This is a genomic window from Streptomyces sp. NBC_00704, assembly GCF_036226605.1.
Taxonomy (GTDB): domain Bacteria; phylum Actinomycetota; class Actinomycetes; order Streptomycetales; family Streptomycetaceae; genus Streptomyces.
On sequence record NZ_CP109000.1, the window covers coordinates 7244811 to 7257122 of the forward strand.

Genomic DNA, 12312 nt, shown 5'->3' on the forward strand with positions numbered 1-12312 from the left:
CTGGCCCCCTTTGCTGGATCGCTTCGCCGCGCGCGGGACGGCGGGGGTGCGCGTGGCCCGATGCTAACCCGGCCGCCGGCGCCCCACCTGTCCTGATCCGTCCCCCCGGCGCCGGTCGTATCCTGACGCCGTGCGCCTCCTGCTGATGTCCGACACCCACCTGCCCAAGCGCGCCAAGACGCTCCCCGCCGAGCTGCTGGAGGAGCTCCCGCGGGCGGACGTGGTGATCCACGCCGGGGACTGGGTCGACACGGCCACCCTCGACCTGCTGGAGAGTCGCAGCCGCGCGCTGGTGGGCGTGTACGGCAACAACGACGGCCCCGAGCTGCGGGAGCGGCTGCCCGAGGTGGCCCGCGCGGAGCTGGGCGGCCTGCGTTTCGGGGTGGTCCACGAGACCGGCCCGGCCCAGGGCCGCGAGGCCCGCTGCGCCGCCCGCTTCCCGGACCTGGACGTCCTCGTCTTCGGCCACAGCCACATCCCGTGGGACACCACCGCCCCGGGCGGACTCCGTCTGCTGAACCCGGGCTCGCCGACGGACCGCCGCCGCCAGCCGCACTGCACCTACCTCACCGTCACGGCGTCCGGCGGCCGCCTCACGGACCTCGTGCTGCACCGGCTGCCGCCGCGCTGACCAGGGGGTCTCGCCGGGCCGGACACCGAGCCGGACAGAGGATCGGGCCGCTCCCGGCCGAGCAGGTCGGGGGCGGCCCGGTACTTGCGGGTGTGCGTTGCTTCAACGGACCTCCTTCCTTCGCTGGACGAAGGGCAGAGGACGTTCATCCCTGTCCGTGCTGGTCGCCTACCCACCCCAGGAGACCCTGTAACGGACCAATCATATGTTTTCAGGATTAATGTCGCGCGTTCCCGCATCACGCCCGGAAAGGGAGCGCCGTGCCCCGGACGACGGACATCCAAGGGGCGCGGTGCGTGCTGGAGGGCGCCGTGCCCGCCGCCCGGGTGCACCGCCTCGAACAGCGGCTCCCCGCGCTGGCCCGGGGGGAGTGCGAGCGGAGAGCGGCTTCGGTCACTACGCACGCGCGGCCCCCGGCGCACCCGCCGGGCTGCCGCGCACCGACGGCAATCCGCTCAACCGCGAGGAGTACCTGATGCGCGTGATGGGCCGGGTGGCCAACTGAGCTGACTGACAAGGAACTTACTCGTGGGTCAGAAGGTATTGACGGTGTCCGGAAATCACCGGACTGTAGTGGACATGCCGAATATCCGGGCTCGTCTGCTCGCTGTTCTGGTTGTCCTCTGTGGACTCTGCGGCTTCCTGACGGTGGCGGGCCCCACGGCCGCCACCGCCACGGCCGCCACCACGATCCCCGACTCCCTCCCCTTCGACGGCACGGCGCTCACCGTGTCGGGCGGCCGCTTCGTCGACGCCCACGGCCGCGAGGTCGTGCTGCGCGGCTACAACGTCTCCGGCGAGACCAAGCTCGCCGAGAACAGGGGCCTGCCCTTCGCCTCCGTCGCCGACGCCAGGAAGTCGGCGACCGCCCTGCGCGCCCTCGGCGGCGGCAACTCCGTGCGCTTTCTGCTCTCCTGGGCCTACGCCGAACCGGTGCGCGGCCAGGTCGACACCGCCTACCTGGCCGCCGCCACCGACCAGATGCGCGCCTTCCTCGACGCCGGCGTCCGCGTCTACCCCGACTTCCACCAGGACCTCTACTCCCGCTGGCTGTTCAACCCGGGCAGCTGGTACACCGGCGACGGCGCGCCCAAGTGGGCCGTGGAGCTGGGCGGTTACCCGAACGAGTCCTGCGGCATCTGCCTGCTCTGGGGGCAGAACATCACCCAGAACGGCGCGGTCAAGGCCGCCCAGCACGACTTCTGGCACAACGACCACGGCCTCCAGGACTCCTTCCTGGACACCGCCGAGAAGACCATGGCGTACGTCAGGGCGAACCTCACCGCCGAGGAGTTCGCCGGCATCGTCGGCTTCGACCCCTACAACGAGCCCTACGCCGGCGCCTACGACTCCGGGCAGGCCAGCCGCATGTGGGAACGCGATCTGCTGTGGCCCTTCTACGTGCGCTTCCGGGCCCGGATGGACGCCGCCGGGTGGACCGGCAAACCCGCCCTCGTGGAGCCCAACCTCTTCTGGAACGGCAACGTCAGCAAGGAGGAGGGCGGACTCCTGGACGCGGGCACGCTCGGCTCCCGCTACGTCTTCAACACCCACTTCTACGACCAGAAGGCCATCTCCGGCATCCTCATGTGGGGCAACGCGGCGGACGGCCAGTACGTGAGCGACCTCGGCACGGTCCGCGACCGCGCCGCCGCGGCCGGTACGGCGGCGCTCGTCAGCGAGTTCGGCCACCCGCTGAACGGCAGTACCGCCGGAAAGGCGCCGACCGTCCTGAAGGCGATGTACCAGGGCCTCGACTCCCGCGTGAAGGGCGCCGACTGGTGGACCTCGCGGGCCGCCTCCGGACCGGTGCTGTCCGGCTCCCAGTGGCAGTGGGACATCTACAACGGCCGCCACCACGAGCTGATGAACGACAACCCCGACAAGGTGCGCACGACCGGCGACGCCTGGAACGACGAGGACCTCTCCGCCGTACGCCTGGACGACGGCGGGGCGGTGACACTCCGTCAGGACGCCCGGCTGCTGGACCGGGTCTACCCGAGCGCCACCTCCGGCACCACCGTCGCCTTCACCTACGAGGACCGCTCCCGCGACGGCTCCGCCACGCTCACCTGGAACCCCGTGCCCAGCTCCCTGCCCCACACGAAACAGCTCGTCGGCTCCGGCCAGTACGGGCTGCTGGTGTGGCGTTCGAACGGCGGCGCCGCGCCCACCGAGTTGCATCTGCCGGCCTCCTTCCCGACCGCCACGACCACCGTCGTCTCCGACCTCGGCGCCGTGTACGCCCCGCCCGCGTACTCCACGGGCGCGAGGATCGCCGCGGCGGCCGAGCCCGGCGGCACGGGCAGCCGACGCCTGCTGCTCGACGCGCCCGACTCGGGCGTCCTGCACTACGCGCTGGTGACCAACGGAGCCTCTGCCGCACCGTCCGCGGCCCTGCTGGCCGCCGCCCGCACGGAACTGTCGGCGTGGGCGGCGACGAAGGCGGGGTGAGAGCGCCGGACACCACGAAGGGGTGGGCCGCGGTGACCGCCGCCCACCCCTTCGCCGTGCCGGAGACCTTGTGCCGGGAGGCCGTCAGCCGCCGATGCCGGTCCAGTCCGCCGCCACGTGGCCGAGCCGGACCCGCTGCGGGTGGTCGCCCACCGCCACCGAGACGACCTTCTTGCCGGTGGCGAAGTCGATCGCCGTGATCTGGTCGGCGCCGCTCTCGGAGATGACGCAGTCCTTGCCGTCGCCGCTGACCGTGGCCCAGTAGGGCTTGGAGGCGGTGACCAGCGGGCCTTCCTGGAGGGTGGCGCGGTCGACGACCGTCGCGTAGTCGTCCATCGTGCCGGCCACGCACAGCTTGCCGCCGTCCGGGCTCATCGAGAGGCCGTGATGGCGCGAGTCGTTGACGAAGGTGGTGCGGTCGTCGCTGGTCGCCGGGTTCTTCGGCAGGGTCTTCGTCCGGGTGATCCGGTCCGAGGCGAGGTCGTACTCGAAGAACCCGTTGAAGAACGAGACCTGGAAGTACAGCTTGGACTCGTCCGGCGAGAACACCGCGGGACGCACCGCGTCGGAGTAGTCCTTGAGCCCGATCGCGTCCAGCCGCTGGCGCATGTCGATGACCTTGACCTGCTGGTACGTCGTCGCGTCGACGACGGTGATGCGCCGGTCGCCCTTGGTGAAGTCCTGCCAGGGCGCGTCCATCGAGGTGTTCACGTCCCCGATCGACATGTTGTAGATGTACTTGCCGTCCTTGGTGAAGATGTTCTCGTGCGGCTTGTCGCCGGTCTTGAAGGAGCCGACCTGCTTGCCGGTGGCGATGTCCAGGACATGCACGGTGTTCGAGATCGACGCCGAGACCGCGACCCGCTTGCCGTCGGGAGACACGGCCATGTGGTCCGAGCGGTAACCGGACACCGGGAAGCGCCAGTTGATCTTCCCGGTGGCCAGGTCGAGGGAGACGACGTCGGCGAAGCTCGGCCGGGAGACGACCACCGACGCGCCGTCCGGCGTGGTGTACATGTCGTCGACGAACTGGTCGTGACCCTCGCCGACCCCGTTGCGGATGGCCATGAAGTAGATCCACTTGATGGGGTCGGCGTTGATCGCCGCCATCCGCGCGTCCTTGTCGGGGATGACGTTGATCCGCCCGATCTTCGCGAAGTCCCCGCTGGACTTGACGACGTCCGCGGTCCCCTCCCAGTTGTTGCCGACGAAGAACACCTCGCGCAGGGCGGCGGCGGTCGATGCGTCCGAGTCGGCGGAAGCGGCGGAAGCGGCGGTCGCCGGGGCGGCGACGGTCAGGACGAGGGCGGCGGCTACGGAGCAAAGGTGCCTGGATCTGAAGGCAGGCATGCTGCTCTCTCCTCTGGGTGGCTGAAGCGTGGGGGCAGGGCGGAAGGGCCGCCCGAATCTGAACACCGATGCGTTCAGAGTTGACTTACTGGAAAGTAAGGAAGGGGTGCCCTTCGCCACAAGACTCCGTGCACGACAAAATTGGCGGAGGGGGAGCACGAAGCGACGAGGGAGGGCCAGTGACGGGCAGGCTCAGAGCGCCGACCGGCCGTTACGGCGGCAAGTCCGCCGAGCAGCGGCAGGCCGAACGCCGGGGACGATTCCTGGAGGCGGCCCTGCGGCTGTTCGGCGGCGGGCCCGGCTACCGCGGCACCACCGTCGCGTCGCTCAGCGAGGCCGCCGGCCTGTCGACGCGCCAGTTCTACGAGGAGTTCCGCACCCTCGAGGACGTCCTCGCGGCGCTGCACCTCCAGGTCAACGACTGGGCCGAGCAGGCGGTCCTGGCCGCCTTCGCCGAGGCCCAGGGCCTTCCGCTCGCCGAGCGCGTCACCGCGATCTTCCGCGCCTACGCGGCCGACGTCACCACCGACCCGCACCGGATCCGGATCACCTTCGTCGAGATCGTCGGCGTCAGCCCCCGCCTGGAGGAGCAGCGCCTGGCCAGGCGCGCCCGCTGGGTCGACCTGATCTGCGCCGAGGCGACCGCCGCCGCCGAGCGCGGCGAGGCGGCCCCCCGCGACTACCGCCTGGCCGCCGCCGCCTTCATCGGCAGCGTCAACGGCCTGCTGCACGACTGGAGCGCGGGCTGGGTGGACGCGACGCTGGACGAGGTGGTCGACGAACTGGTCCGCCAGCTGCTGGGCACCTTGCGCCCGCCGGGATGGCCGGGCCCGCCACGGTAGGAGGACCGGAGCACACGGGACCGGACCGGGGCCGGGCGGGGCGGGGCGGGGCAGATGACGACGACGAGGACGGGGCGGGGGCGCGTTGCGGAACGTTGGGAACGGCCGGAACGGCGGGGACGACGGGAACCCCGGGAATGACGGGAACGGCGGGGACGACGGGGACGGCCGGGTGCGGACCGGTGTCGACCGTGCGCAGGAGATCGCCTACGAACAGGCCCTCGACCGCACCCTGAGGGACCCCGAGGTCGCCTGCCGTCTGGGTCACCGCCCCGGCACCCTCCCGGAGAACGTCAGATCCGCGATGCTCCGCCCGGAGAACGTCGCCCGGGTGCGTCGGGCGCTCCGGCAGGACGCGCGGCGCGCCTGCGAGGAAGCGTGGCGGGCCTGCGAGGAGGCGTGCGAAGCGTGGAACCGGGCGCAGGACCGGATCACCCGCTTGCGGCCCCGGCTGTCCTGGGACCTCCCCGCGGCGGCGGTCCTGGCGGCGGCCGCCCCGGTCGTGCTGTGGGCGGCCGGGGCCGGCCCGTGGCCCGCCGTCGCCGCTTTCGCCGGGGCCCATGCATGGCTCCTGAGCCGGCCCGCCGCGCGGAACCGGGCGGGCGCCGCCCTGGGGCTGCTCGCCGCCCTCGTGGCCAGGGCGGCGCGGTCGCGCGCGGTACGGCGTCGGACCGGTGACCTCGCCGAGGCCATGACACGGGACGTCATGCCCGCCGTCGTGCGGAGCGTCGTGTCCGAACTCCTCGGCGAGGACCACGACTGCCTCCTCGTCGCCACCCGCTACGAGGGCATCAGGGACCACCGGGACCGCAACTACACGGTGGACAACCAGGCCAGGGCGGAGATCGCGCTGAAGCTCGACTCCCTGGTCGACGGAACCATCGCCGTCTGCGGGCCGCGCGGCTCGGGCAAGACCACCCTGCTGGAGACCTGCGCCCCGGGCGATCTGAAGGTCGGGGTCCAGGCCCCCGCTTCGTACGCGCCCCTGGAGTTCCTCACCTCGCTGTTCGTCGACCTGTGCGAGACGTACATGGCGGATCGCGGGGCCCGCTTCCCGGAGTTCCGCCGGCTGAGCCCGCTGCGCTCCGGGTTGCGCAGGATCGGCGCGGCCGTCCGGGCGGGCGCGCGGTCGTTCCTGTGGAACCTGCTCGCGCTGGGACTGTTCGTGCTGGGCGTCTTCGCCGCCGCGCGCGGCTTCGCCGAGGACCTCGGCGGGGCCTTCGCCCGTGCCGGCGACGACGGGGCGCGGCACCTGCGCGACGCCGTGACAGCGGTCGCGCGGGGGACGCGCCCGTGGTGGGCGCTGGGCGCGGTGGTGCTGGCCGTCGTCGTCCACAGGTACGCCGGACGGTGGCGGCTGGCCGACGTCTCGCACCTGGCGCGCGAGACGTTCCTGCTGCCCGCCGGCACGCTGCTGGTCGTGCTGGCGCCGGCGACCCTGTGGTCGCCGCACCCGGTGGTCGCGTGGTTCGGCGACTGGCGGCGCGACGACCCGGTGCTGTTCTACCCGACCGTGGCGGTCGTGGGGGCGCTCGGGTTCGTCGCCGTGTGGGTCGCGGTCACCCCGTTCTGGGAGTACTTCCGGGACGCCGCACAACGGATGGCGCTGCTGGTCCTCGTCGTCGGTCTCGGATGGACGTTCCTCGACGACCGGCCGCGGCAGGCGGCCCTGGGCTGGGATCTGTCCGAGCGGGTGGTCGTCGTGGCCGTGGGCGTCATCCTGGTCAGGGCGTCCCGCTGGACGCGCGGGCAGCGCGAGCCGGCCCTCGTCCGGCGCTGCCGCGACCACCTCTACCGGCTGCAGACCGTCCAGAGCGTCAGCTACGGGACCAGCGGGGCCCCGACCGGCGGCCTGCTCGGTCTCGGCTCCTCCTACGGCACGTCCTTCACCGCGTCGCCCCTCACCCTGCCCGAACTCGTCCAGCGGCTCAGACGCGCCCTGGCCGACGTCGCCGAGGAACTGCGGCCGCGACGCCGGCGCCTGGTGGTCACCATCGACGAGATCGACCGGCTCGGATCCACCGCCGAGGCCCTGGAGTTCCTCGGGGAGATCAAGGCCATCCTCGGCGTCCCCGGCGTCCACTTCCTGATCTCGGTGTCGGAGGACGTGGGGGCGTCGTTCGTTCGCCGGGGACTGCCCGGACGCGACGTGGCGGACAGCACCTTCGACGACGTGGTCCATGTGCGGCCCTGCTCCCTGGAGGAGTCGAAGGCGATACTGCACCGGCGCGCCGAAGGGTTCTCGGAGCCGTTCGTGGCACTCGCGCACGCCCTGGCCGGCGGCGTGCCCCGCGACCTGATCCGGTTCTCCCGCGAGATGGTGTCACTGCGCACGGCCCGCGGGGAGGTCGAACTGCGCAACGTGGGCGCCTGGTTGATCATCCGGGCGATGCGGGAGACGGTGGACGCCTTCCGGGGCGGGGTGAAGGAGGGCACGCTGCCCACCCGGAGCATCGACGTGGTGTTCGGAGCGACGCGGCGGCTCGCGGAGCTGCTGCACGCCGACTGCCTGTGCGAGCTGGGGAGGATGAGGGAGCAGATCGGACGGTTCGCGCGCTGGGCCGACGGTCCCGGCACCGCCGAGCTGACGGCGGAACTGCCCTCCGACGTCCTGGAGCGACTGGAGGAGGTCGCCGCCTACGCGTACTTCTGCGTCACCCTCCTCGACGTGTTCTCGGCCCCCGGGTTCGGGCGCCGCCGCATCCAGGCGCAGGTGAACCGGCCGAACGGAAGCCTGGAACGGCTGGCCGTCGTGCGGGCGGAGCTGTCGGTCTCACCGCCCAGTGCCCGGCGGCTGATCGAGGACACCAGAGCGGCATGGGGACTGCCGGAGGTACCCGCGCCCGACCTGCCGGAGATCGTCGACGCCGTCCGCATGACCTGTCGGCACTACACCGAGTGACATCCGGTGAGTGGCGTTTGGCGGGTGACAACCGGTGGCACCCGGCCGGTGGCACCCGGCCTCATCGGCCCGCCCAGCGGCCCACCGCCTCCAGCACGGGTCCCGTGCCGTCCTCCGCGCGTACCAGGGTCCCCAGTGCGCGGGCGCGCTCGCGGTGTGCGGGGGTGCGGGTGGCGCGGATCAGCGCGGCGGTGAGGGCGTCGGCGGTCAGGCGGCGCAGGGGGAGTGCGGCCGGGGCCACGCCGAGCGCGACCAGGCGGCCGGCCCAGAAGGCCTCGTCGAACTGGATCGGCACGGGCACCGCCGGCACCCCGGCCCGTACGCCGGCCGCCGTGGTGCCCGCCCCGCAGTGATGGACCACCGCGGCCGTCTCCGGGAAGAGCAGCGCGTGCGGGACGTCGTCGACCGTCAGCATGTCGTCGCCGTCGGCCGCGAGGCCGGCCCAGCCCCGCTGGATGACCCCGCGCAGCCCCGCCCGCCGCAGCGCGCGGACGATCTCGGCGCTGAGCCGCCGCGGGTCGGGCACGGTCGCGCTGCCCAGGCCGACGAAGACCGGCGGCGGTCCGGCGTCGAGGAACTCCCGGAGCGCGGCCGGCAGGCGCGTCGCGCGGTCGTACGGCCACCAGTACCCGGTGACGTCCAGTTCCCTGCGCCAGTCCAGGGGGCGGGGGACCACCAGCGGGCTGAAGCCGTGCAGGGCGGGCCTGGCCGTCCGGCGCCGGGCCCACGGGACGCGGGGCGCGGCGGGCAGGCCCAGCCGGGCCCGCACCGCCGGCACGACCGGGGCGAAGATCTGCTCGACGGCCAGGCCGACGCCGTGCGCGGCCAGTCTGTTGCCGACCGGCCCCCAGGAGCCTCCGCCCAGCATCGGCGGCGCGAACTCACGGGTCGGGGCGAAGGGCTGGAGGCAGAGCTCGAGGCCGGGCAGGGACAGGCCCTCGGCGATGGTGTGCCCCAGCGGGGCCAGCGAGGCGGACACCAGCAGGGCGTCGCCGCCGTGGGCGGCGGTGAGCAGGTCGTCGGTCATCGCGCCGACCAGCGACCGGGCCATCCGGCCGACCCGCAGCAGCTTGCCGATGCCGGTCGCGCTGCGGTGCAGTCCCCGGCCCCGCTCGGACTCCAGCTCGGCGCGCGGATCCAGCGGCAGCGCGTGGAAGTCCACCCCCGAGCCGGACACCAGCGGCGCGAACCGCGCATGGGTGACCAGGGTGACCTGGTGGCCGGCGCGCACCAGCGCATGGCCCAGCCCCGTGAAGGGGGCCACGTCGCCCCGGGATCCCGCCGTCATGATGACCAGTCGCACGTCGGACAGTATGGCGGCGCGAAGCCGCCGTGGACCGCGACATCCGGCGAATGCCCGCTCGGGGAGCCCGATCTGATGGCGCGTCACTTCTGTCGCACCGGTTGACTTCACTCTCGGGCGGCCCTACTTTCGGCCCGCACTATGTTCGGTTAGCCGATCCTCGTTCGATATATCGAAGCTTGACGACGGAGTCGCCGCATGTTTCCCCCACCCCGCTCCCGCCTCCTCCCACGCGTCCGGTCCGCCCTCGCGCGGGTCCTCGCCCTCCTGTTGACGGCGACCGCCGCCCTGCTGTTCGCCCAGCCCGGCCCGGCGCAGGCCGCGACCTCCCGCCAGATCGCCGTGCCGGCCGCCCCGATGGGCTGGGCCTCCTGGAACAGCTTCGCCGCGAAGATCGACTACAACGTCATCAAACGGCAGGTCGACGCCTTCGTCGCCTCGGGCCTGCCGGCGGCCGGATACCGGTACGTGAACATCGACGAGGGCTGGTGGCAGGGCACCCGCGACAGCGCCGGCAACATCACCGTCGACGAGTCCGAGTGGCCCGGCGGCATGAAGGCCATCGCCGACTACATCCACGGCAAGGGCCTGAAGGCCGGCATCTACACCGACGCCGGCAAGGACGGCTGCGGCTACTACTACCCGACCGGCCGCCCCGCCGCCCCGGGCAGCGGCAGCGAGGGCCACTACGACCAGGACATGCTCCGCTTCTCGCAGTGGGGCTTCGACTTCGTCAAGGTCGACTGGTGCGGCGGCGACGCCGAGAAGCTCGACGCGGCGACGACGTACCGGGCCATCAGCGACGCGATCGCGACGGCCACGGCCGCCACCGGCCGCCCGATGACCCTCTCGCTGTGCAACTGGGGCCGGCAGAACCCGTGGAACTGGGCGCCGGGACAGGGGGCGATGTGGCGGACCAACGACGACATCATCCTGTTCGGCAACAAGCCCTCCATGACCAACCTGCTGACCAACTACGACCGCAACGTGCACCCCACCGCCCAGCACACCGGCTACTACAACGACCCGGACATGCTGATGGTCGGCATGGACGGCTTCACCGCCGCCCAGAACCGCACCCACATGAACCTGTGGGCGATCTCCGGCGCGCCGCTCCTCGCCGGCAACGACCTCACCACGATGACGGCGCAGACGGCGGACATCCTGAAGAACCCCGAGGTCGTCGCCGTCGACCAGGACGCCCGCGGTCTCCAGGGAGTCAAGGTCGCCGAGGACGCCGGCGGGCTCCAGGTCTACGGCAAGGTCCTCGCCGGTTCCGGCAGACGAGCCGTCGTGCTGCTCAACCGCACCTCCGCCGCCGCGAACATCACCGCCCGCTGGACCGACCTGGGCCTGACCGCCGCCTCCGCCGCCGTCCGCGACCCGTGGGCCCGCGCCGACGTCGGCTCGTACGCCACGGGGTACACGGCCAACGTGCCGGCGGGCGGTTCGGTCCTGCTCACCGTGAGCGGCGGCACGGAGGCGTCCGGCAGCACCTACACCGGCACGTCGGCCTTCTCCGGCGTGGTCGCCGGCAGCACCGGCCTGAAGGTCGTCGACGTCGCCTACACCAACACCGCCGCCACCCCCCGCACCGCGACCCTGAAGGTCAACGGCCAGACCGCGACGACCGTCTCGTTCCCGCCGACGGGATCCGCCCAGGGCACGATCTCCGTGCAGGTCGCCCTGTCCAAGGGCTCGGCCAACACGCTCGCCTTCACCGGCGCGCCCGCCCTCGCGGACATCACGGTCAGGCCCCTGCCCGGCGCGAACGGCAGCCTCGTCGTCGGCAAGCAGTCCGGCCGCTGCCTGGACATGTTCGACTCCACCATCGCCAACGGCACGCAGGCCGAGATCTGGGACTGCAACGGCGGCTCCAACCAGGCCTGGACGTACACCTCCCGCAAGGAACTCGTGGTGTACGGCAACAAGTGCCTCGACGCCTACGACCACGGCACCGCCAACGGCACCAAGGTCGTGATCTGGGACTGCACCGGGCAGAGCAACCAGAAGTGGAACGTCAACGGCGACGGCACGATCACCAACGTCAACGCCGGTCTGTGCCTCGACGCGAACGGGGCGGCCACGGCCAACCGCACGCCCATCGTGCTGTGGTCGTGCGCCGGCGCCGACAACCAGAAGTGGACCCTCGGCTGAACCCCGCCTGAAGCGGGGCGAGGCGGGGCTGCGCGGCTCAGCGGCGGCGGCCGCGGCGCGCCCGGACGGCGCGCGGGGACGCGGCAGGCGCACAACGCCGGTGGCGCGCCGCCCGCAACGCCGTCCACAGCAGGACGGCGCCGACGCGCCGGCCCGCCGCCGAAGCCGCCGAAGCCACCGCAACCGGGGCGGGCGGCCGCGAGCCGGCCGCGCGCGACCTCCCCAGCCGCGCCGTCGCCGAAAAGGTCCAGGTCAGCCGAGAGGTGACCTGGACCGTCGCGGTCTTCCTCCCTACTCGTCCCATGCCTGGATCATCGTCTGCTCGACGATCTTGCCGTCCCGCAGCGTGATCATCGACTCGGACAGCACACGCACGCCGTCCGCGTACCGGCAGGACTCGCTGTAGGCGGCCCGGTCGCCCTGGACGACGCAGTCCTCCAGCTTGTGGGTCATGTCCCGGCTGTAGACGTCGTCGAGCATGCGGGCGATCTCGTCCCGGCCGTGCAGCGTCCTGGGGTGGCTCGGTTGCGCCTGGTGGTCGACGACGCGGATCTCCGCGTCGTCGGCGTAGAGCGACAGCAATGTCGTCGGGGTCCGTCCTTCGATGCCCCTGCGCAGGGTCTCGGTGTCGAAGGCGGAGCCTGCCGCGGTGCCCATGGTGACCTCCTCCGAG

9 protein-coding genes are annotated in these 12312 nt (G+C 72.4%); 6 read left to right on the plus strand and 3 right to left on the minus strand.

Going from position 1 to position 12312, the window contains the following annotated elements:
• The first annotated feature begins 130 nt into the window (after positions 1-130).
• The 3 genes from OG802_RS31450 (at position 131) to OG802_RS31460 (ending at position 3085) form a co-directional block, all read left to right on the plus strand.
• Positions 131-631 (plus strand): metallophosphoesterase family protein, encoded by a 501-nt coding sequence (locus OG802_RS31450; protein WP_329415998.1) that lies wholly within the window; start codon positions 131-133, stop codon positions 629-631.
• A gap of 370 nt (positions 632-1001) precedes the next feature.
• Entirely contained in the window at positions 1002-1136 is a 135-nt protein-coding gene (locus OG802_RS31455; RefSeq protein ID WP_329415999.1) for a hypothetical protein, read from the plus strand.
• A gap of 74 nt (positions 1137-1210) precedes the next feature.
• A complete protein-coding gene (locus OG802_RS31460) occupies positions 1211-3085 on the plus strand; it encodes an endoglycosylceramidase (RefSeq protein WP_329416000.1) in 1875 nt (624 codons plus the stop codon).
• Positions 3086-3169: 84 nt separating this feature from the next.
• Here the strand turns inward: OG802_RS31460 and OG802_RS31465 are convergent, their stop codons facing one another.
• Positions 3170-4435 (minus strand): YncE family protein, encoded by a 1266-nt coding sequence (locus tag OG802_RS31465; RefSeq protein ID WP_329416002.1) that lies wholly within the window; start codon positions 4433-4435, stop codon positions 3170-3172.
• Between the two features lie 179 nt (positions 4436-4614).
• Here OG802_RS31465 and OG802_RS31470 point away from each other — a divergent pair, with 179 nt between their 5' ends.
• Positions 4615-5277 carry a TetR/AcrR family transcriptional regulator gene (locus OG802_RS31470; RefSeq protein WP_329416003.1) on the plus strand — a complete coding sequence of 221 codons (663 nt, stop codon included), beginning with the start codon at positions 4615-4617 and terminating at the stop codon, positions 5275-5277.
• Positions 5278-5449: 172 nt separating this feature from the next.
• Positions 5450-8179, plus strand: a complete 2730-nt coding sequence (locus OG802_RS31475) for a P-loop NTPase fold protein (protein ID WP_329416005.1) — start codon at positions 5450-5452, stop codon at positions 8177-8179.
• A 61-nt stretch (positions 8180-8240) separates the two neighbouring features.
• Here the strand turns inward: OG802_RS31475 and OG802_RS31480 are convergent, their stop codons facing one another.
• Positions 8241-9467, minus strand: coding sequence for a glycosyltransferase (locus tag OG802_RS31480; RefSeq protein ID WP_329417551.1), 1227 nt, complete (start codon positions 9465-9467; stop codon positions 8241-8243).
• 213 nt (positions 9468-9680) lie between these two features.
• Between OG802_RS31480 and OG802_RS31485 the strand changes: the two genes are divergently transcribed.
• Positions 9681-11639 (plus strand): RICIN domain-containing protein, encoded by a 1959-nt coding sequence (locus OG802_RS31485; RefSeq protein ID WP_329416007.1) that lies wholly within the window; start codon positions 9681-9683, stop codon positions 11637-11639.
• Positions 11640-11930: 291 nt separating this feature from the next.
• Here OG802_RS31485 and OG802_RS31490 read toward each other — a convergent pair whose 3' ends face one another.
• Entirely contained in the window at positions 11931-12296 is a 366-nt protein-coding gene (locus OG802_RS31490) for a nuclear transport factor 2 family protein (RefSeq protein ID WP_329416009.1), read from the minus strand.
• Positions 12297-12312 lie beyond the last annotated feature (16 nt).

What these genes read in the sequence shown, in the direction of transcription:
- OG802_RS31460 (WP_329416000.1), top strand. Translation starts at nt 1,211, where the DNA reads ATGCCGAATATCCGGGCTCGTCTGCTCGCTGTTCTGGTTGTCCTCTGT.
- OG802_RS31465 (WP_329416002.1), bottom strand. Translation starts at nt 4,435, where the DNA reads ATGCCTGCCTTCAGATCCAGGCACCTTTGCTCCGTAGCCGCCGCCCTC.
- OG802_RS31480 (WP_329417551.1), bottom strand. Translation starts at nt 9,467, where the DNA reads ATGACGGCGGGATCCCGGGGCGACGTGGCCCCCTTCACGGGGCTGGGC.
- OG802_RS31485 (WP_329416007.1), top strand. Translation starts at nt 9,681, where the DNA reads ATGTTTCCCCCACCCCGCTCCCGCCTCCTCCCACGCGTCCGGTCCGCC.
- OG802_RS31490 (WP_329416009.1), bottom strand. Translation starts at nt 12,296, where the DNA reads ATGGGCACCGCGGCAGGCTCCGCCTTCGACACCGAGACCCTGCGCAGG.